Source organism: Sorangiineae bacterium MSr11954 (assembly GCA_037157815.1).
Classification (GTDB): domain Bacteria; phylum Myxococcota_A; class Polyangia; order Polyangiales; family Polyangiaceae; genus Pendulispora; species Pendulispora albinea.
Genome location: CP089984.1, coordinates 9,354,585 through 9,375,338, shown reverse-complemented (window position 1 = coordinate 9,375,338; position 20,754 = coordinate 9,354,585). Strand labels below are relative to the sequence as shown.

19 protein-coding genes are annotated in these 20,754 nt (G+C 66.4%); 12 read left to right on the top strand and 7 right to left on the bottom strand.

From position 1 onward, the window contains the following. Window positions 1–58: 58 nt before the first annotated feature. Window positions 59–763 (bottom strand): hypothetical protein, encoded by a 705-nt coding sequence (locus LZC94_36650; GenBank protein WXB13361.1) that lies wholly within the window; start codon window positions 761–763, stop codon window positions 59–61. 37 nt (window positions 764–800) lie between these two features. Between LZC94_36650 and cpaB the strand changes: the two genes are divergently transcribed. From cpaB to LZC94_36605, 9 genes are read left to right on the top strand one after another with little or no spacing between them, the layout of a single operon-like run. Then, window positions 801–1,562 (top strand): Flp pilus assembly protein CpaB, encoded by a 762-nt coding sequence (cpaB, locus tag LZC94_36645; GenBank protein WXB13360.1) that lies wholly within the window; start codon window positions 801–803, stop codon window positions 1,560–1,562. Between the two features lie 5 nt (window positions 1,563–1,567). Then, window positions 1,568–2,860, top strand: coding sequence for a pilus assembly protein N-terminal domain-containing protein (locus tag LZC94_36640; GenBank protein WXB13359.1), 1,293 nt, complete (start codon window positions 1,568–1,570; stop codon window positions 2,858–2,860). A gap of 4 nt (window positions 2,861–2,864) precedes the next feature. After that, complete coding sequence (gene tadA / locus LZC94_36635; protein WXB13358.1) at window positions 2,865–4,583, top strand: Flp pilus assembly complex ATPase component TadA; 1,719 nt, start codon at window positions 2,865–2,867, stop codon at window positions 4,581–4,583. After that, a complete protein-coding gene (locus LZC94_36630; GenBank protein WXB13357.1) occupies window positions 4,580–5,482 on the top strand; it encodes a type II secretion system F family protein in 903 nt (300 codons plus the stop codon). The genes tadA and LZC94_36630 overlap by 4 nt, the downstream gene beginning before the upstream one ends. Before the next feature lie 2 nt (window positions 5,483–5,484). Continuing rightward, window positions 5,485–6,411: a type II secretion system F family protein gene (locus tag LZC94_36625; GenBank protein WXB13356.1), complete on the top strand. Its 927-nt coding sequence runs from the start codon at window positions 5,485–5,487 to the stop codon at window positions 6,409–6,411. Continuing rightward, window positions 6,408–7,295, top strand: a complete 888-nt coding sequence (locus LZC94_36620) for a hypothetical protein (GenBank protein ID WXB13355.1) — start codon at window positions 6,408–6,410, stop codon at window positions 7,293–7,295. Before LZC94_36625 ends, LZC94_36620 begins: the two co-directional genes overlap by 4 nt. Before the next feature lie 8 nt (window positions 7,296–7,303). Next, on the top strand, window positions 7,304–8,047 hold the full coding sequence (locus tag LZC94_36615) for a hypothetical protein (GenBank protein WXB13354.1): 744 nt from the start codon (window positions 7,304–7,306) through the stop codon (window positions 8,045–8,047). After that, window positions 8,044–9,183, top strand: coding sequence for a CpaF family protein (locus LZC94_36610; GenBank protein WXB13353.1), 1,140 nt, complete (start codon window positions 8,044–8,046; stop codon window positions 9,181–9,183). Before LZC94_36615 ends, LZC94_36610 begins: the two co-directional genes overlap by 4 nt. Further along, entirely contained in the window at window positions 9,180–10,490 is a 1,311-nt protein-coding gene (locus LZC94_36605) for a hypothetical protein (GenBank protein WXB13352.1), read from the top strand. Before LZC94_36610 ends, LZC94_36605 begins: the two co-directional genes overlap by 4 nt. Window positions 10,491–10,493: 3 nt before the next feature. Here the strand turns inward: LZC94_36605 and ggt are convergent, their stop codons facing one another. From ggt to LZC94_36585, 4 genes are all read right to left on the bottom strand, one after another. Next, window positions 10,494–12,329 carry a gamma-glutamyltransferase gene (gene ggt / locus LZC94_36600; protein ID WXB13351.1) on the bottom strand — a complete coding sequence of 612 codons (1,836 nt, stop codon included), beginning with the start codon at window positions 12,327–12,329 and terminating at the stop codon, window positions 10,494–10,496. A 35-nt stretch (window positions 12,330–12,364) separates the two neighbouring features. Next, entirely contained in the window at window positions 12,365–13,000 is a 636-nt protein-coding gene (locus LZC94_36595) for a hypothetical protein (protein ID WXB13350.1), read from the bottom strand. Then, window positions 12,997–13,743, bottom strand: coding sequence for a hypothetical protein (locus tag LZC94_36590; protein ID WXB13349.1), 747 nt, complete (start codon window positions 13,741–13,743; stop codon window positions 12,997–12,999). Before LZC94_36590 ends, LZC94_36595 begins: the two co-directional genes overlap by 4 nt. A 214-nt stretch (window positions 13,744–13,957) precedes the next feature. Further along, entirely contained in the window at window positions 13,958–14,710 is a 753-nt protein-coding gene (locus LZC94_36585; GenBank protein WXB13348.1) for a hypothetical protein, read from the bottom strand. A 273-nt stretch (window positions 14,711–14,983) separates the two neighbouring features. Between LZC94_36585 and LZC94_36580 the strand changes: the two genes are divergently transcribed. Then, window positions 14,984–15,778 carry a beta-phosphoglucomutase family hydrolase gene (locus LZC94_36580; protein WXB13347.1) on the top strand — a complete coding sequence of 265 codons (795 nt, stop codon included), beginning with the start codon at window positions 14,984–14,986 and terminating at the stop codon, window positions 15,776–15,778. Next, window positions 15,775–18,120: a hypothetical protein gene (locus LZC94_36575; GenBank protein ID WXB13346.1), complete on the top strand. Its 2,346-nt coding sequence runs from the start codon at window positions 15,775–15,777 to the stop codon at window positions 18,118–18,120. The genes LZC94_36580 and LZC94_36575 overlap by 4 nt, the downstream gene beginning before the upstream one ends. Here the strand turns inward: LZC94_36575 and LZC94_36570 are convergent. Beyond that, window positions 18,117–18,770, bottom strand: a complete 654-nt coding sequence (locus LZC94_36570) for a dihydrofolate reductase family protein (protein ID WXB13345.1) — start codon at window positions 18,768–18,770, stop codon at window positions 18,117–18,119. The genes LZC94_36575 and LZC94_36570 overlap by 4 nt on opposite strands. A gap of 255 nt (window positions 18,771–19,025) precedes the next feature. On the opposite strand from LZC94_36570, the gene LZC94_36565 reads away from it, so the two are divergent. After that, the gene (locus tag LZC94_36565; GenBank protein WXB13344.1) at window positions 19,026–20,030 is read left to right on the top strand and encodes an aldo/keto reductase; all 1,005 of its coding nucleotides are present in this window, start codon (window positions 19,026–19,028) and stop codon (window positions 20,028–20,030) included. A 94-nt stretch (window positions 20,031–20,124) separates the two neighbouring features. Here the strand turns inward: LZC94_36565 and LZC94_36560 are convergent, their stop codons facing one another. Beyond that, window positions 20,125–20,688: a hypothetical protein gene (locus LZC94_36560; GenBank protein ID WXB13343.1), complete on the bottom strand. Its 564-nt coding sequence runs from the start codon at window positions 20,686–20,688 to the stop codon at window positions 20,125–20,127. Window positions 20,689–20,754 lie beyond the last annotated feature (66 nt).

Sequence of the window (20,754 nt, the reverse complement as noted above, 5' to 3'; positions counted from 1 at the left end):
TCGTGGCCTTGGAACGCGGCTCGCATAGGCACCTGAGGGTACGGGGATGAGTGCGAGCTCAGAACACCACGGGGCCGGACGGTTTTGCCCGCCGGACCACCTTGGGTTTGTCGCGTGTGAACTTCATTTCGAAGACCTGAATGTCGTCATGATCGGGCATCTCAAATGTAGCAGCGGGATTTTGAGGGTGGACTTTCTCGAATTCCTTGCCCGCCGTTCCCAGCATCAGCTCAACCCTATCGTGGACTTCCATGTCCATGCTGACGTGCGCGCCCCCGGAGCGATCCGTGCGGGCAACTTCCTTCCCCAGGTAGTAGATGGGGAGGTTCGGTCCATCGGTCGCGCGGACGGCGACCACCAACGTGTGGCGGGTCTCGCGGCACACGACGTTGTACTCGGGGGGCGCGGCCGCGCCAACGCCGAAGCTGCGCACCGGAAGGAGCGTTGCCGGCGAGCGGAACCCCTCGGGGCATTTGACTTGGAGCGAGAACGTCTCGCCCTCGGCGCCGCGCACATCGAGCTGCGCGCGCCCGTCGTTTTCGGTCCGCGCCACCAGCCGCGGGCCCATGAAGATCTCGACCGCGCCCACCGGCGATCCATTCTCGGCGCGGGCGCGCACCACCACGGCCACGGACGGAGGGGGCGTTGGTTCTCCACAACCGATCATGCTTGCACCGAGCGCAATCGCAAATACAGTATTCCTAATTTTCGAATGACCGTTTCTCGACTTTCGTTCAATCGTAGTTAGCATATCGAGAATCATAAGCATCGATCGTTCCACCGTTCGAAGGGAGTGAGGCATGAAGCTGCGTGCGACGCTGCTCGCGATTTTGATCGCGAGCGTCGGCGGGTTCCTATTGTGGCAATACTTGAAGCGGTTCGAGGCCGAGGCTTCGGGCGGTCCGCGCATCGGGGTGCTCGTTGCAGTGCGCACTCTGGAGCCGGGCTCCATTCTTCGCGAAGAGGACATCGGAGAGCGCTTCATCCCTCAGTCGTATATCGAGACGCGGGCGATTCGAGCTACCGATCGGCAGCGCATTGCCAACTTGCGAATTGCCGCGCCCCTGGAGGCGCAGCAGCTCATCATGTGGACGGACATCGTCCTGGCCAACGACGACAAACGGGACATCAGCGGGTTGGTGCAGCCGGGCATGCGCGCTGTCACCATTCATACCGACACCAAGTCGAGCATGCTGGTGCGGGCGGGGGACCGGGTGGACGTGATTGGAAACTTCTCCAAGCCCGGCACCAACGACGTCAAGACCGGCGTCGTGCTCCTCCAAAACGTCCTGGTGCTCGGCCGCAGCAACGACGGCGACGGGCGCTCGGGCCACACCGAGGGCAGCGATCTGGCCCTCAGCCTGACCTTGCAGAACGCACAGATCCTCGGCGTCGCGTCCGACAAGGGCAAGCTGTCGGTGGCGCTGCGCAGCCCCGAGGACAACCGCATTCAAGAGGGCCTCGGCGAGTACGGATCGGACAAGCTGGTGACGCAGCCGGAGAAGATCAAAGCGGTGGCGGCCCCCGCGGGTCCGCAGGCCATGCAATCGGCGGGGCGATGATGACGATGCGACGAACGGCCGCTGCATGTCTCCTCCTCGCCGTCTCCTTCGCGACCATGGATGCGAGCGGACAGGTACGCGACAAAGACAAAGACGTGGGGCCTGCGCGCGCCACCACCGTGGAAATGACGATGATCGTCGGCGACAACAAGACCTTGCCGGCGCAAGGGGTCACGAGCTACTCGGTCGGCGCGCCGGGCATCATCGACGTGAAGGTGGCGCCGGGGATGTCGCAGTTCGTGTTCGTGGGGCTCAAGGCCGGGAGCACCACGGTGCTGATGCTCATGCAGAACGGCACCCAGGTCACGTACGCGATCACGGTGTACGCGCGCTCGCCGGACGTGGTGAACCAGGAGCTGGAGCAGCTGCTCGTGGGGTACACGGGTCTGCGCATCCGCAAGGTGGGCACCCGGTTCTTCGTCGAAGGTGGCGTCTCCACCGAGGCGGACGCGCGCAGGGTGGCGCTCATCGCCGGCCTCTATCCGGGGCAGGTGGAGTCCCTGGTGGTGGTCGGCTCCGTGGGCATCGAGCACACGATCAACGTGCGGGTCGACTTTTACTTCGTTCAGTACGACAAGTCGTCCAACTACGGGGTCGGCGTGAGGTGGCCGGGCGGCATCGCCCCCGGCGCCGTGCAGGTCGCGCACGATCTGGTGACCAACACCACGTCGGCCGCGGCCGCGTTCCAGCAGCCGCTCCCCGCGCTCGATATGGCGCAGACGCGCGGCTGGGCGAAGGTGCTCAAGCACTCCACGGTGGTGACCACCAGCGGATCGGAGGCGACGTTCGAGAACGGCGGCGAGCAGAACTTCGCGGTGGCCGCGGGCCTCACCGGCACCGTGCACCCGATCAAGTTCGGCACCAATGTGACGGTGGTCCCGCGCTACGACGCGGTGACGCGCGCGCTCGAGGTGAAGGTCCTGGCCAACGTGAGCGACCTGACGGCGCCGGCCGGCGGCTCCTTGCCCGGGCGAAAGACGTCGAAGGTGGACACCTTCGTGCACCTGCGGCTCGGTGAGTCCATCGTGCTCTCGGGCATCCGTACGAGCTCGCAGACGCACTCGGTCACCGGCATCCCGCTCCTCAGTCAGATCCCGGTGCTCGGCCTCTTGTTCGGCGGCCACACGAACAGCGAGGCTGAATTGGAGGGGGCCGTGTTCATCGTACCGAGCATCGTAGAGTCGGTGCCGCGGCGCGCGTACGACATCGTCGACACGGCGATGAAGCAGTACGAGGACTACAGCGGCAGCCTCGACAGCGTGAACGCTTACTCCAAAACGCCTCCGAATTACCGGTGATGCCATGCAGGTACCCATTCGAGTCGCGAATCGAGAGACGGACGTCTCCACCATGCTCGTGGCGGCGCCCGCGGTGCTGGTGGTGGGTCGCCACACCGAGTGCCAACTGCGCCTCGACGCCGATCTGGTGTCGCGCACGCACGCGAAGCTCCTCCTCGGCGCGGCCACGTTCATCGTCGAGGATGTGTCGAGCAACGGCACCGAGGTGGCGCCGGGGTTGATCCTGCACCGCGCGCGGCAGGAGCTCGCGTATGGGACCTCGGTGCGGATTGGGCCGTTCTCGGTGACGGTGGGGGACGTGGATCCGAACGCGGAGGTGCTGGTGCCGCCGCCGGCGCCTCCGCCGGCGCCTCCGGCGACGCCCGCCGGGGGAGTGCGCAGGGCGAGGCCTTCGTCGTCGCCCGAGGCGAAAGCTCCCTCCCCCCCAGGGATCGTCGGGCCGGATTCGGAAGATGCCTTCGACATCGTCGCCCTGCGGCGGCGCATTCACCTCGAGCTCCTCAAGAACCTCGACCTCGCCAAGATCGATCCCACGCGCGCCGACGATCCCTCGCTCCGCCCGCGCGTGCTCACGGCCCTCAAGCGCATCGTGCGCGATCTGGAGGAGGAGATCCCGGAGACCATCTCGCGCGAGGAGTTCATCGGCGAGCTGGTGGAGGAGGCGCTCGGCCTCGGGCCGCTGGAGCCGCTCCTGGCCGATCACTCGGTCACGGAGATCATGGTCGTCGACCCGGTGACCATCTTCGTGGAGCGCGCGGGCAAGCTGGAGCCGACGCACACGGTGTTCACCGACGACGAGCGGGTACGCGCGGTCATCGAGCGCATCGTGGCACCTTTGGGACGGCGCATCGACGAGTCGCAGCCGCTGGTCGACGCCCGCCTCCGCGATGGGTCGCGCGTCAACGCCATCATCCGGCCCCTGGCGCTGCGCGGATCCTGCATCACCATCCGGAAATTCCCCAAGCGCCGCCTCACCACCGACGATCTCGTCCGCCTCGGATCGATCACGCGGCAGATGGCGCGCTTCCTGGAGCGGTGCGTAATCGCCAAGAAGAACATCCTCATCTCGGGCGGCACCGGCAGCGGCAAGACCACCTTGCTCAATATTCTGTCGGCCGCCATTCCCAAGGACGAGCGCATCGTCACCATCGAGGACGCCGCCGAGCTGCAGTTGAATCAGCCCCACGTGGTCACCCTGGAGACCAAGGTCGCCAACATGGAGGGCAAGGGCGCCTTCACCATCCGCGATCTGGTGCGCAACGCGCTGCGTATGCGCCCCGACCGAATCGTGGTCGGCGAGTGCCGCGGCGGCGAGGCGCTGGACATGCTCCAAGCCATGAACACTGGCCACGATGGATCACTCACGACCATCCATGCCAACTCGCCGGAGGAGGCGCTGGCCCGCCTCGAGACCCTGGCCTTGATGGCCGGCCTCGATCTGCCGTCGCGCGCCATCCGCGAGCAAATCGGGCGATCCATCCACGTCATCGTGCAGCAGTCGCGTATGTCGGACGGCACCCGCAAGATCACGCATATCTCGGAGCTCGACGAGCTCGACCCCACGGGCCACTTCGAGACCCGCACCATCTTCGAGTTCGATCGCACGGGTGTGGAGGAAGACGGCACCGTGCTCGGCGACTATCAGGCGACCGGTTATCTGCCGAGCTTCATCGACGAGATGTTGGTACGCGGCTTGATCAAGAAGGGAGGACCCTACCTATGAAAGAGACGGTGCTTCGCTTCCTCCAGGCGGTTGGCCGCGGAGAGATTCCAAGGACGACGTACGAAGTGGTCGGCCTTTTGTTCGTCTGGATCGGCCTCGCGTCCTTCGTTTACACATCGAGCACCGATCCGCGCGGGGTGGCGCGGCGCGCCGGGGCAGGGTACGCGGCCGGTCTCGACGTGCACCTGCGCAGCATGTTCCTCCCCCCGCGCGGCGCCTATTTCGCGTGGCTGCAGCTGATCGGCGCCATCGCGCTCCTGGCGGTGTACGGCTTCGTGAAGAACGACGCGCTCCTCGCCGCCACGGTGGCCGCGTTGATCGTGCCTCCGGTGGTGATTCGCCAGATGGCCATCCGGCGAAGGCGGAATTTGGACAATCAGGTGCACGGCTTCACCTTGGCGCTCGCCAACGCGCTCAAGACCACGGCCAGCATCGGCGACGCGCTCTGGGTGACCTTGGACGTGACCGCCAAGCCCCTGAAAGAGGAGCTGGAGACGGCGCTCAAACAGGTGCGCATCGGCAGCACGCTCGAGGAGGCGCTGCTCGCCATGTCCGAGCGCGCGCAGTCGACGTCGCTCGACGTGGTGGTGTCGGCGCTCCTCATCGGCCGGCAGACGGGCGGCGATTTGCCGCGCATCCTCGAGGGCACCGCCAACTCGCTGCGTGAGTTGAAGCGGCTCGAGGAGCTGACGGACAAGGTCACCATGGGCGCGCGGCAATCGCTCCTCATCGCGGCCTCCATCACCGCCATCCTCGCCACCCTCCTCCCGCGCGTCGTGCCCGGGTTCTTCGACCCGCTGCGCGACACCGTCAAAGGGCAGCTCGTCGTGGCGCAGTGCGTGGTGATGTACCTCTCGGCGCTTTACCTCGGTTACCGCTTTACGCGGATGGATATCTAATCATGACGTATCCGTTTTATCGCATCGCCATGGTGGCGCTGTTGGTCCTCTCCGTGGGGCCCACCGTGTTCTGGATCGCCAGCCGCCCGTCGCGGCCCACCTCGCGCCTGGGGATGCGCGGGCTCAAACGGCAGCAGTCGCTCTTGCGCAAGCCGATTTGGGCGAGCATCGAGCCGTTCGTTCGCTGGATGGGGGTGCGCGTGGGGGCCTTGCTCGACTCGGCCACGCGCACGAAGCTCGATTTGCTCTTGACCTACGCCGGCGACTATTTGGGAATGAGCGCCGACGAGTACTTCGCCTGCATCGTCACCGGCGGCATCGTCGGGGGCGCCTTCGGCACGCTCGCTGCTTATCTCTTGCACATGAGCATCGCCTGGCTCCCCATCCCCGTCGGCATCGCGCTCGGGGCAGGCGTTCCTTACCTCATCGTCGATGGGGCGCGCGTCAACCGGTGGAAGGCCATCAACCGCGGGCTCCCGTACGCCGTCGACTTGATGGCGCTGTCGATGAGCGCGGGCCTCGACTTCCCGGGCTCGGTGCAGCAGGTGGTCGAGAAGGCGAAGGCCAACGAGGCCATGCGCGAGGAGCTCGCGTACATGTTGCAGCAGCTGCAGCTCGGCCGCACGCGCACCCAAGCGCTGCGGGAGCTGGCGGCGCGCGTCCCCATCGAGAGCGTGCGCGAGTTCGCGCAGGCGCTCATTCAGGCCGAGGAGCGCGGCAACCCCGTGGCAGCGGTGCTGGAGGTGCAGGCGGCGACGGCGAGGACGCGCAGGTCCAACTTGGCGGAGAAGGCGGCCGAGAACATGCGCGCCAAGATGGTGCTGCCCACCATGATCCTCATCGGGGTTGGCATGATGCTCATCGCCGTTCCGTCGTCGATGATGCTCGACAAGATTTCTTCCGGGATGATGTCGGGGAGCTCGAAATGAAAAATACACCGCGCGAGACGCAGACGGGTCTGAAGTTCCGAGTTCGCCACGCCGACGGGCGCTTCGAGCAGTTCTTGGTCGACGCGGAGCGCGCGCTCATCGGCAGCGCCGCGCACTGCGAGGTGCGCCTGCCGCCCGAGGTGGCGGCGCTCGAGCACGTCGAGGTGTTCGCCAGCGATCGCCGCGTGCACTTCTCGGTGCGCACCAACGCCATCCCGCCCAGCCTCGACGGCGCGCCCTACGCGAGCGGTCCCTGGGCGCCCGGCAAGGTGCTGGCCATCGGCGGCACCACCCTCACCGTCGAGTCGGTGGATCTCGACTCGAAGCAGCGCGGGCGCTCGCCCTTCTGGCTGCTCTTGCCGGTCCCCATCGTGGCCGTCATCGCGACCGTGATCTACTCGCGCGTGGCCGCGTCGGCCGAGGCGGTGATCCCCGAGGCGCCGGTCCTCTTCGACGCGCCGGTGGCGACGTGCCCCGTTCAGGGAGGCGAGCTCCAAATGCCGTTCGCCGCCGACAAGCAGCGCACGGCGCTGGCCAAACGCGAGCGCGGTCCGTTCTCGCGGCGCGACGCCGTCGACGCGGTGTTTCTCTTCGAGGGCGCCGCCGCGTGCTTTCACCTCGCCGGCGCCGCCGACGAGGAGCGCGAGTCGCGGGCCGGGGCCGCCTCGCAGCGGAAGAAGCTGGAGGAGGAGTACCGCGTGCGCCGCGTGCGCCTCGAGCATGCGTTCCGCGTGGGCGATCCCTTCGGCGCCAAGCGCGAGCTCGCCTCGCTCATCCCCATGACCGCGCACCGCCGCGGACAGTACGTCGAGTGGCTCGCCTCGCTCGACCGCTACGCCACCTTGGAAGCGGAGCGCCGCACCTCGAAGCCGCTCGGAAAATGAGGAAGACCATGATGACCCGTCTCGTACGCCTCGCACTCGTCCTCGCCGCGGCGCTCTCCCTGGGCGCCTGCGGCTCCGCCTCCGGGGCGCGCTCCGCGAAGACGGCCGCGCCGCTCCCCGAGGATCGCGATCCGAAGCTGCTCTACGAGCGCGGTAAGGCGTACGCCGAGCTCGGGGATCTGGTGCGCGCCGAGCAATACCTGGCGGCCGCGCTCAACGCCCACGGCGACGAGCGCGCCGTGCTCCCGGCCTTGTTCCGGGTGTGCATCGCCTCGCGGCACTACCGGCTCGCCTCCGAGTACGCGGAGGTCGCCCTCGCGCGGCGTCCGAAGGATGCGCGACTGCGCTTCGTGGCCGGCGCCTTCTACGTCTCGATCGGCGAGCGGGCGCGCGCGCGCGATTACCTCGAGGAGGCGGCGCACCAGCTGCCCGACGACGCCGAGATTCAGTTCGCCGTGGCCGTCTTCTTTCGCGACGAGCTCACCGACCGGGTGGCCGCCGATCCGTACTTCCGCGAGTACCTGCGCCTCGCGCCCAAAGGCGAGCACGCGGACGAGGCCAAGAGCTCGCTCATGTTGCGGCTCGCCATGGCGACCCCCGCGACCATGACCCCCTTGTCGGAGGCGCCCGTGATGGCTGTCCCCACGACACCTTCGACGAGCCCCGCAACGCTGCCCGCGACGGCGACCCCCGCGACGGCGACCCCCGCGACCCTGACCCCTGCCACGACGGCCCCGGAGCAAACGCGATGATCCCCGACGAAGTATTCTCCGGCACCCTGCTCGAGTTCTTTCACCCCGTTCGTCCGTACCTCGAGGACCCCACGGTCACCGAGGTGATGATCAACGGCCCCGGCAAAATCTTCATCGAGCGCCGCGGCCGTCTGGAGCGGGTGGCCGCGAAGTTCCCCAATCCCAAGGCGCTCTTTTCGGCCCTCCGCAACGCCGCGCAGTACGTGGGCAAGCACGCGGACGAGGAGCGGCCGCTGCTCGAAGGGCGCTTGCCGGACGGATCGCGCGTCGCCGCCGTGCTCCCGCCCGCGGGGCCCGGCGGTCCGTACGTGGCCATCCGCCGCTTCTTCCGCGAGAAGCTGACGGTGGAGAAGCTCATTGGCTTCGAGTCGATCACGCGCGACGCGGCCGAGCTCATCGCCACCTTGATCGCGTGCAAACAGAACGTGGTCATCGCGGGCGGTACGGCCAGCGGAAAGACCTCGCTCCTCAACGCCGTGTCGGCCTTCATCCCCGAGGACGAGCGGGTGGTGGTCATCGAGGACTCGCAGGAGCTGCAGCTGCAGCGCGATCACGTGGTCACCTTGGAGGGGCGGCCGGCCGACGTGAAAGGGCGGGGCGAGGTGACCATCCGCCAGCTCTTTCGCATCACGTTGCGCATGCGCCCCGACCGCATCGTCATCGGCGAAATCCGTGGCGGCGAAGCGCTCGACTTGGTGCAGGCCATGACCAGCGGTCACGGCGGTTGCTTGACGACCCTGCACGCGACCTACCCGCGCGATGTGCTTTCGCGTCTCGAGACGATGGCCATGATGAGCGATGTCTCGATCCCGCTGGTGGCCATGCGCGCGCAGATCGCCTCCGCCATCAACGTGGTCGTGCAGGTGGCGCGCTTGCGCGACGGCAGCCGCAAGATCACGCACGTGTCCGAGATCGCCGGCTTCGATCTTGCTCAAGGTGTCTATTTCGTGCGCGATCTCTACCTCCGGCACGTCTCGGGCATCGATGCCAATGGTAAGGTGCTGAGCGAGCTTTTGCCGACCGGCATCCTCCCGAGCATGCTCGATCACATTCGTGCACAAGGCTATGAGCTCCCCTCGGAGATGTACGATGCGGCGCGAGCCCTTGCGCGCTCCGAGGGGAGGAGCGACACATGAAAGCAAGGTCGATGGCCGTCATGGATCCCGATACCGAACCGCTCGGGGGCGCGCAAACCGCGGTGCGCGCCCTCAAATACGTGCTGGCGCTGGACGAGGGGGCGGAGCTCCTCTTCTTCGCCGGTGAGCCGCGCGAGGCGTTTTCCATCGGCCGCACGGGTACGTTTCACATCGACGGCAGCGGCGTGCTCGATGTGCATGCGTTCGTGCACTTCGACGGGCAGCGCCTCTTCATGTGCAGCACCGACAGCGTCACCCCGGTGCTGGTCGACGGCGCACCGCTCCCCCGTCGTTGGACCGAGCTCACCCCCACCTGCTACCTGCGGTTCGGCGCCATCGCCGTGGCCTTGCGCGGGCCCGACACCGCGCGCCCTTCGCGCATCGGCGAAGAGACCACCGTGTTCGACTTCGCCCAAAAGCGAGCCCCGGCCGACAAGCCGCCGCAGTCGGACCACTCGCTCACCCGCTGCGTGGTCGAGCCTACGTTGGTGTCGGCGCGGGTATCCGCGCCGCCGAGCTATTCGCGTCCGGTGCAGTCGCAGCCGAGCCAGCCAGGCCCGCCGAGCCATTTGAGCCAGCCGACGCAAGCCACGCAACCCTCGGCCGCACGCCGCGAAGCGCGTCGCAAATGGATCCTGGCGGCCGTCATCTTCGTCACCGTGTCCGCCTTGGCGATGACCGGTGTGCTCCTTGGCCGCGTCTGGTCGCAGCGCCATCGCAAGGCGCACCCTCCGATCAAGTCGCTCGTCAACCCTTCGTCCACTGCGCCAAAGCCGTCTGCGCCGGCTGGTCCGGTGCCCACGGTTGCGCCGCAATCGGCGGCCGCGCCGCCTGCGACGTCACCGCAATCCACGACGACGCCGCAATCCGGTACAGCACCGCAGTCCGCGAACGCGCCGCAATCTGCGACGGCATCGCCGCAGCCCGCGACCGCGCCGCAGCCCGCGAACGCGCCGCAGGCCGGCACGTCGCCGCAGCCCGCGACCGCACCGCAGGCCGGCACGTCGCCGCAGCCCGCGACCGGCACGTCACCGCAATCCGCCACGGCGTCCCAATCCGCCCCCCCGCCGACGGGAATCATCGTCTACCCATCCGCCCCCCGCGAAGTCGCACCCCCCACGAGCGCCGCGGCGAAGACCACCACCCTGGAGCGCACCGCCGTGGACGCATTCCACAGCGGCGATCTCCCGAAGGCGCTCGAGCTCTACGAGCGCCTTGCCGCCGAACAACCCGGTAACCCCACCTTCGCGAACGCCGCGCGCATCCTGCGCCAGCGCATCGCGTCCTCGCAGGCGGTCAAACCGTAACGGTCAAAGCCCCGCCGCGAGCCCGCCAAGCCGTCGCGGCTCGGCGACGCCGATCCAGTTGCCGCCGTTGCGCCCGATCGCCGGCGCATCGGCGAGGTGCGGCATCTCCTTGAGGGTGTACCCCATCGCCTCGAGCCGCTTCGTCGTGGCCGGCGCGAGCCCGCCCTTTTCGAACGCCACCACATCGGGCTGGTGCTGCATGTGGAAGCGCGGCGCGCTCACCGCCACCCCCGGCTCCAGCCCGAAGTCGACGAGGTTCACGATCTCTTGAAGCACCGCGGTGATGATCGTCGGCCCGCCCGCGGCCCCGGCCACCAGCTTGACCTTCCCATCCTCGCCCACCACGATGGTCGGCGACATCGACGAGAGCATCCGCTTGCCGGGCGCGATGGCGTTGGCCTCGCCTTGAACGAGCCCGTAGCCGTTGGCGGTACCGGGGAGCGCCGCGAAGTCATCCATCTCGTTGTTCAAGAGGAACCCGCCGCCCTTCACCACCGTGGCCGAGCCGAACCACCAGTTGATGGTCGTGGTGAGCGCGATCGCGTTGCCGTCGCCGTCCACCACCGAAAAGTGCGTGGTGTGCGGCCCCACGCCGGAGGCCGTGCCGCTCTTGATCTCCGATGAGGGCGTGGCCTTCTCGGCCTGGATCGTCGAGCGTTGCTCCTTGGCCCAAGCCTCCGAGAGCAGCTGATCGATCGGCAGCTTCACGAAGTCCGGATCCCCCAGCTTCTCGTTGCGCGCGGCGAACGCCCGGCGCATGGCCTCGAACACGAAGTGGAGCTCCTCGGGCGACTGCCACCCCAGCTTGCCGAGCTCGTAGCCGTCGAGGATATGGCAGATCATCGCCAAGGTGATGCCGCCCGACGAGGGCGGGGGCATCGAGATCACTTTGTTGCCTCGATAACTGAACTCGATGGCCGGGCGCCACTTGGCCTTGTAGCCCTTCAAATCGGCCTTGGTGATGATGCCGCCGCCGTCCTTCATCTGCGCCACGATCGCGTCCGCCGTGGGGCCCTCGTAGAAGCCCGCCGGGCCCTTGGCCGCGATGCGCTTCAACGTGGCCGCGAGATCCGGGTTCTTGAACATCGAGCCCTTCGCGGGCGGCGCCCCGTTGGGCAGAAACAGCGCGGCCGTCGTAGGGAACTTCTTGATGCGATCGTAGGCGCCGCTGCGGCCGCCGTTTCCGATGGTGTCGAGGAACGCCTCGTCGACCTCGAAGCCTTTTTCGGCCAGCGCGATGGCCGGCGCGATCAGCTCGGCCCACGTCTTTTTCTTGGAGCCCAACGTGTTGTAAATCTCCCAGAGGCCGGCCACGCTCCCCGGCACGCCCGCCGCCTTGGGGCCCTCCACGGCCTCCTTCGACACCTTGCCTTGCGCGTCGACATACATATTGCGCGACGCAGCACCCGGCGCCGTCTCCCGGAAATCGAGCGCGCGCACCTCGCCCCGCACGCGCGTCACCGCGAAGCCTCCGCCGCCGATGTTTCCCGCCGTCGGGTACACCACCGCGAGCGCGAAGGCCGTGGCCACCGCCGCGTCGGCCGCATTTCCGCCGGCCGCCAGGATATCGCGCCCCACCTTCGAGCCCAGCGCGTTGTCCGTCACCACCATGCCCTTCGCCCCCGACACCGTGACCGGCTTCGCAAAGCGCCAATCGGCCGGAGGCCCCGCGGGCTCGCTCGGCTTGGCCGGCTCCGCCGCGCGGCCCGTTTCGGCCGACGTCGACGTCGGGGGAGCGGCCGCCGACGATGTGCCCTGCGGCGGCGAAGCGGGGGCCGGGTTGGATCCACAGCCGTAAACGAGCGCGAGGAAGAGAGGCGCAAAGTGACGGGCGAGCATACGCGGCAGTGTAGAGCAACGGCCCCGATTCGGCATCAGCCAATCAAGTAAAACGTATTGGTGGCGTCATTGAACCCCACGTTGACCGCGGGCTTCTCGCGCGTGGGCGTGACCGCCAAGGCCAACGACGAGATGCCGCCGAGGATCGTGCCATTCGCCTGACACGAGGAGAGAAAGATCGACACCGTCGTCGACGGCTGAAAGAACACGGTTTGATTGTAAAGTACAGGCAGCGCGACCTGCGGTGCCAACACCGACACGTTGTTCACGGACGCGCTCTGCGCCAGCCCGAAGGCCATGGTCGTGGCTATCGCCCCATTGTATACATTGTAGGTGGTGCCGCTGCCAGGCACGCCCGAGAAGTGGCCCTGATCGAACGTATATGTCCACCCCGCCTGCGCAGGGCTCGGGGTCTGGGAGCTCATGGAGATGACATTCCCGAACTGCAGCGGCGTGGTCGTCGCAAACAAGTAGTAACTCAGCTCGTCGTAAACGACGTCATTGCTTTGAAGCGGCGAGAACGCAATCCAAGCGACGGTGGAGCCCGTCTGTCCGGCGACCTTCGACTGCACGTGGCCCATCACCCCCTTGCAGAGGGTGACGGTCTGGCCCACGCTGTAGATCTTCTTCAGCCCTTCGCTGTCGATGGCAATGTTGATGCAATAACTCATCGCATGACGGTTTGCTCTTCCGTCGCGCCGGACGCAATGGAAAGGTCGCGCGGCTCGCCCGAAGCCAGCACGAGCCTCTTCGCGAACTCGGCGGGCGTCTGCGTCATGCGGCCGGCGAGGACGAAGGTATGCGTTCTATCGTCGAAGCTAACGTGGATATCGGGCTGCGCGCCCGACAAAGTCGTGGTGAGCGCGCCCGCCGGGATCTTGCCGATCACGGTGCCGCTCCTCGTATTCTCCGCCTCCGACAGGAAGATGGACACGGTCTCCGTCGGCGCGAACGCCGCGGTCTTGTTGAGAGGAACCGGAACGGCGTTCAGCGGGCCGGAGGTCTGTACGTTGTTGACGCTCACCTGCTGCGTCAGCCCGAACGCGAGATCCTGCTTCCAATCGGGAAATTTATTCACCGTATTGTAGGTGTCTCCCTGCCCCGGGATGGAGCCGAATAGCCCATCGACGAACGGATAGGTCCACCCCGGCCGCAGCTGCATTTCGGTGTGCGATGCGATTTGGATGAGGGCTCCCTCCCTGAGAGGGGTGGTCGTCGCGTACATGTAATAGGCCGTAGACCATAGGATCGAGTTCACCCGAAATGGCTGAAATGCGAACCATGCGATGGCCGGAGTGTGCTCCGTCTCCGCCCCGCAGTCGACCTTCTTGACGATCGTGACCACCTGCTTCGATTTGTAAATGTACAGGAGTCCCTCGCTGCCGATGTCCATATGAATTTGGTACAGCATCATCGTCTCCATTGCGATTTCGAGGCCGATATCGCCTCCATTGCAGTTTCGAGGCCGATATCGCCCTCCCATTACGGTTCGAGGTCGATATCGCCCCCCCAAGTGCGGCTTCGATGCCAATCGAATCGGACGATGAGCGGCAGGGCGGACCCGCCCCCCTGCCGCCCATCGTCGGTGCACGCCGGGTGCACCCAGCTCGAGTCAGCGCAAATACGGCTTAGCGCGTCAGCTGATGACCGTTGCCGTTGGCGGTGACGAGGCCCGGTGCGCCCGCGCTGGCCGGCAGGATGCGCGGCTCGTGCGACGACGTCACCAACCGCTTCGCGAATTCGGCCGGCGACTGCAGGCTCTGGCCGACGAGGTAGAACGTGTTGGTCGTGTCGTTGAAGCCGATATTGGCGACCGGGTTCTGGCTGGTCAGGGTGACGGCGAGGGCCTTGCTGGAGACCTGGCTGATGACGGAGCCGTTGTCCGTCGCCCCCGAAAGGAAGATGGAGATGTTCTCTTTGGGCGTGAAGGTCGCCGACTCGTTGTAGAGGACCGGAACGGCGTTGAGCGGAGCGATCGTCTGGACGTTGTTCACGAGCGCCTGCTGCGCCAAACCGAACTGGTACTTTCCTTGTGCGGATTGGTTCTCCACGTTGTAGGTGCTCCCGGTCCCCGACACGGACCCGAACTGCCCCTGCGCGAAAGGATACGTCCACCCCGCCTGCACGGGTGTATCGGTCTTCGACGTCATCTTGATGGTGGCGCCCGACTGGATGACGGTCGTCGTGGCGTACATGTAATAAGTGACCATCCAGGTGACCTGGTTCGATTGAAGCGGCTGGAATGCCAACCAAGCAACGGGAAGATTTCCCCCTGAGAGCGGATCGGTGACGACGCTCTTCACGAGCGTGACCGTCTGTCCCGAGTCGTAGATGTTCGAGAGGCCCTTGCTGCTGATATCGATATTGAGTTGGTATTGCATCGTCGTCTCCGTTGCTGCGTAAGGTCGAGCGCGGGATCGATGTCGAGCCCCCCATGGCTCCCGTCACCCGCGCCACCCCCTATCGCAACAGCCATGCCGCATGTACGGCTTCGTTTCGATTCCAGTCGAATCGTGCACGATGATTCGATTTCACCGTCTTCGAACGCCGCATCGCCATTTTCGAGCGCCTTGGGCCGCGCGGCGTGCGTCAGTTGCGTACGCAGGGTCGTCGTGGGCTGACGATCGTCCCTATACTCTCCCAACGAGTGACCGATGCGCACCACCCCCGACAGGAGCCATATGACCACCTCGACCACGCCGCTCGGCCTTCCCACTGGAATCCGCGCCTGCCTCTTCGATATGGATGGTGTCTTGACGCAAACCGCAATCGTGCACGCCGCCGCATGGAAGGAGATGTTCGACGAGTACCTCTCCAGGCGCGCAGGCAGCGAGCCCTTCGTCCCCTTCGACGCGCTGCACGAGTACGACGTGTACGTGGACGGTAAATCGCGCGCCGACGGCGTGCGCTCCTTCCTCGCCTCCCGCGGGATCCATCTGCCCGAGGGCTCTCTCGACGATCCTCCCTCCGCCGAGACCATTCACGGCTTGGGAAATCGAAAGAACGAGATCCTGCTCGGGCTCATTCGGACGCGCGGGGTCGAAGCGTACGAGGGCTCCGTCCGTTATGTTCGGGCGGCGCGCGCGGCAGGGCTTCGCACGGCGGTGGTCTCGGCGAGCACCAACTGCCACGACGTGCTCGTTGGAGCCGGGATCGACGCTTTGTTCGACGTGCGCATCGATGGGCTCGTGGCCATCCGCGAGAACCTGCGCGGCAAGCCCGAGCCCGATTCGTATCTGGCCGGCGCGCGCGCGCTCGGCGTCGAGGCCGCCGAGGGCGCGGTCTTCGAGGACGCGCTCGCGGGCGTGGAGGCGGGCCGCGCAGGAAAGTTCGGCTATGTCGTGGGCGTCGATCGCGTGGGGCAAGCCGCCGAGCTCGCGAAGCACGGCGCGGACATCGTGGTCGCCGATCTGGGCGAGCTCCTCGGCGCGGCGAGCGTGCGCTCATGATCGAGCAACGCGCGTACACCGTCGAGCCGTGGGGGCTCACGGAGACGGAGCTGCGGCTCGACCTCATCGCGCAGAGCGAGTCGCTCTTCGCGCTCTCGAACGGACACATCGGCCTTCGTGGCAACCTGGACGAGGGCGAGCCGCATGGGCTCCCGGGCACGTACCTCAACGCCTTGCACGAGCTGCGTCCGCTTCCCTACGCCGAGGCGGGCTACGGCTTCCCCGAGGCGGGCCAGACGATGATCAACGTCACCAACGGCAAGATCCTGCGCCTGCTCATCGACGACGAGCCCTTCGACGTGCGCTACGGCGAGCTGCGCAAGCACGAGCGCCACCTCGATTTTCGCGCGGGGACCCTCACGCGCATCGCCGAGTGGACCTCCCCGGCGCACCGCACCATCCGCGTCACCTCCACGCGCCTGGTCTCGTTCACGCACCGCTCGCTCATGGCCATCGTGTACGAGGTCGAGCCGCTCGACGGGCCGGCCACCGTGGTGCTGCAGTCCGAGCTGATGGCCAACGAGCAAATGCCCCCCATGGGCCGCGATCCGCGCGAGGCCGCCGTCTTGGAGGCGCCGCTTCGCTCGCTCGAGTTCGAGGCGCGCGACGCGATGATCGAGCTGGTCCACGAGACGAACCGAAGCGGCATTCGCATGGCGGCGGCCATGGATCACATCGTCGCGGGCACCGCGCAAGTGCGCATCGGCGCGCACGCGGCCGCGGACATCGGCCGGGTCACGGTGACCGACGTGCTCCAGCCCGGGCAGAGCCTGCGCGTGGTGAAGTTCGTGGCGTATGGTTGGTCGCGCCAGCGCAGCTTGCCCGCCGTGCGCGATCAAGTCAGCGCCGCGCTCACCTCGGCGCACCACGCGGGCATCGACGGTCTCATGGCCGAGCAGCGGGCCTACCTCGACGCGTTCTGGAAGCGGGCCGACGTCGAGCTCGAAGGCGACACCGAAATCCAACAAGCCGTCCGCTTCGCGTTATTTCACGTGCTGCAAGCCGGCGCCCGCGCCGAGAACCGCGCCATTCCTGCCAAAGGTCTGACGGGTCCAGGCTACGATGGACATGCCTTTTGGGACACGGAGACCTTCGTGCTCCCCGTCCTCACGTACACGAACCCCGACTCGGTCGCCGACGCCTTGCGATGGCGAAAATCGACCTTGGGCATCGCCCAAGAGCGCGCGCGCCAGCTCGGCCTCACCGGCGCAGCCTTCCCCTGGCGAACCATCACGGGCGACGAATGCTCCGCCTATTGGCCCGCCGGCACCGCCGCCTTCCACGTCAACGCCGACATCGCCGACGCCGTGATCCGCTATGTCGAAGTCACCGGCGATCTCGCCTTCGAGGAGCAAACGGGCATGGATCTCCTGGTCGAGACCGCGCGCCTCTGGCGAGCGCTCGGCCACTACGACGTCTATGGCAACTTCCGCATCGACGGGGTCACGGGCCCCGACGAATACAGCTGCATCTCCGACAACAATCTCTATACGAACTTGATGGCGCAACGAAACATGGTCGGCGCCGCGTCGGCCTGCGAGCGGCATTTCATCCGCGCGCGCGATCTGGGCGTGACGGCCGACGAGATGGCCGAGTGGCGGGCCGCAGCCGCGGCCATGCTCATCCCCTTCGACGAGGACCTGGGGGTGCACCAACAAGCCGAGGGCTTCACCCGCCACCAGATCTGGGATTTCGAGAACACGAAGGCCGAGCAATACCCGCTGCTGCTCCACTTTCCGTACTTCGATTTGTATCGCAAACAGGTCGTCAAGCAGTCGGACCTGGTCCTGGCCATGCATTTGCGCGGCGACGCCTTCACGGCCGAGCAAAAGGCAAAAAACTTCGACTACTACGAGCGCCTCACCGTCCGCGACTCGTCGCTCTCGTCGTGCACCCAAGCGGTGATCGCGGCCGAGGTCGGACACCTGCGGCTCGCCTTTGATTATCTCGCGGAGGGCGCCCTTTTGGACCTGCAAGATCTCCAAAAGAACACGCGCAACGGTCTTCATATCGCGGCGCTGGCCGGGACCTGGATCGCGCTGGTGGCCGGCTTGGGCGGCATGCGCGACTGCCACGGGGACCTCTCCTTTGCACCGCGTTTGCCGGACGGCCTCACGCGGCTGACATTCACCCTGACGCGGCGCCGCATGCAACTCCGAGTTGCGGTAAATGCTACCGAGGCAACATACGAGTTGCTCCAGGGCGAGGGCGTCATGCACCTGAAACATCATGGAGAGCCCATCACTGTGGAGGACGGCCTGGTGGTGCGACGGCCCATCCCCGCCGCACCCGTGCGACCTCCGCCAACGCAGCCCAAGCACCGCGTTCCGTTGCGGCGTTAGCGGGTCAGGACGATATGCATGGCTTTGCCCGTCAATGCGCGCTCCGTGCATTTGTAGCCGAGGCCCACCGTATCGATGCCCGCGAGGAGATGCTCACCGCGCCCAAGGAGCACAGGGGAAATCGCAAGGTGGAGCTCGTCGATCAAGCCCGCGGCGAGGTATTGGCGAATGGTGGCAATGCCGCCCCCGAGCCGGACGTCCTTGCCCTGCGCCGCCTCCGTCGCGCGTTTCAGCGCGGCGTGGATTCCATCGGTCACGAAGTGGAACGTCGTTCCGCCCTCCATCGTGATGGGCGCGCGCGCATGGTGCGTGAGCACGAAGACGGGCACATGGTAGGGCGGGTTCTCGCCCCACCATCCCTTCCACTCCTCGTCGGGCCAGGGGCCCCGCACCGGCCCGAACATGTTGCGCCCGAGGATCCAGGCGCCAACATTCTCGAAGCTGCGCACCGTAAAATCGTCGTCGTCGCCTCCTCGGCCCACCTCGTTGCCGGTGGACTCGGAATGAAGCCTCTTGAACGCTCGCGTATCGACCATCCAATCGTGCAGCGACTCGCCTCCGACGCCCAGCGGATTGTCCAGCCCCTGGTCGGGACCGGCGCCGTAACCATCGATGGAAATTGAAAATGCGTTGACCCGAAGCTTTGACATGAGAAAACTCCTTAGCACAGGCGTGCCCCGCGCCACCCTCGAGACACCGTCTGCTCACCATGGCGACGAACGAGCTCGGGCCGGATCGACATGCCCGCGACATTTTCTCGAACGACATTGCCGCGCGGCGGCGCACCCCAGCCGCCCTCGTGCAATCCACCAGCTGCCGCGATCGGCGCCAACTCAGCCCAGGGACCGCGTTCCGGCGCGCTGTTCGCGGGATCGGTGTGGCGCGATGGTGGTAGCGTCGTCGGCATGAGCACGCGCGCACTCGGCACCAAAGGTCCGCAAGTTTCGGCGATCGGCTTGGGCTGCATGGGCATGTCCGATCTTTATGGACCTGCCGATCGAACCGAGAGCATCGCCACGATTCATGCGGCGCTCGAAGCCGGCATAACCCTGCTCGACACGGGCGATTTCTACGGTATGGGGCACAACGAGCTGCTCATTCGCGACGCCCTGCAGGGACGCTCGCGGGACCGCGAACGCATCGTCATCAGCGTCAAGTTCGGAGGGCTGCGCAGTCCGGATGGCAGCTGGCTCGGCTACGACGGGCGGCCCGCGGCGGTGAAGAACTTTCTCGCGTACAGCTTGCGCCGGCTCGGAACCGACTACGTCGATGTGTACCGGCTCGCGCGCGTGGACCCCGCGGTACCGATCGAGGAAACGGTGGGCGCGATCGCGGAGCTCGTCAAAGCCGGATACGTTCGGTACGCCGGCCTCTCCGAAGCGGGGGCCGATACCATCCGGCGCGCGCATGCGACCCACCCCATTTCCGATTTGCAGATCGAGTATTCGCTTTTGTCGCGCGGCATCGAGGCGGATATTTTGCCGACGACGCGCAAGCTCGGCATTGGGATTACGGCGTATGGCGTGCTGTCGCGGGGGCTCATCAGCGGGCACTGGTCCAAAGATCGCGCCGCGGTGGCCGGCGACTTTCGCGCGCACAGTCCGCGTTTCAGCGGCGACAATCTGGATCGCAACCTGGCGCTGGTCGAGGCGTTGCGCAAGGTCGCGGAGGCGAAGGGGAGCGCCGTCGCGCCGATCGCCATTGCGTGGGTGCTTTCACGGGGCGACGACATCGTGCCGCTGGTCGGTGCGCGGCGGCGGGACCGCCTTTCGGAGGCGCTGCGTTCGCTCGACGTGAAGTTGACGGCGGAAGATCTGGCGCAGATTGAACGCGCCGTGCCTGCGGGGGCCGCGGCGGGGGAGCGGTATGCGGCGGCGCAAATGGCGCATTTGGATAGTGAGCGGAGGTGAGCCCCGGTCCCGAGTTTTTCGGGACGGGGGCGGACATCGGTTCGCGAATCCGCGCGTTACCCGGCGATACGGGGTTAGCGATGGCGAGCGCCGGTCACGGATATTGATCGGCGTAACACATCGTGGCGTTGCTCGAGAGGGGCCCGAACGGAGCCATGGCCGACGTGAGGCGGAGGATGGTATCACGTCGCGAATAGGTGACGCCGTTCTGAACGAATGTGCTCCCGTGATAAACTTTGCTGATCGTCGCCCAATGACGGGCGACGTGGAGGCCGTCGATCGCTTCTCGTCCAGCGTTGTAGAGGCCATAACTGAGGCTGGCGTTGCGGACGTATTCCGTCGCGTCCGGGCCACCGTAGTTGCGGATCAGTGTTTGGATTTCCACCATCTTGTCCCGCGCGTACGTCAATCCTGCGAGAGCATTGGTGGGCGCAGCCGAGTAACGACATGGGTTTGCGCTGCAAAATGCGACGTCGGCGTTCAGAGAAGGGACGATGGCATTCAGCACGTCGATGCTGCGTTGAATATTCACCGGTGTGAGTTGTTGGCATTCCGGCGGAATAACGGCTTCGGGCTGCTGAGCGTACACCTCTGTCATGGACGAGCCGAAGATGCCGACGGTGACGAGCATGCAGGCCAGGGATCGCAGTGCTTTCATGATGGCAGTGCCTCGTAGAAGGGTCGATGGTGGCTGTATGGCGGCAGGAGGGGCAGCGAACCCGGC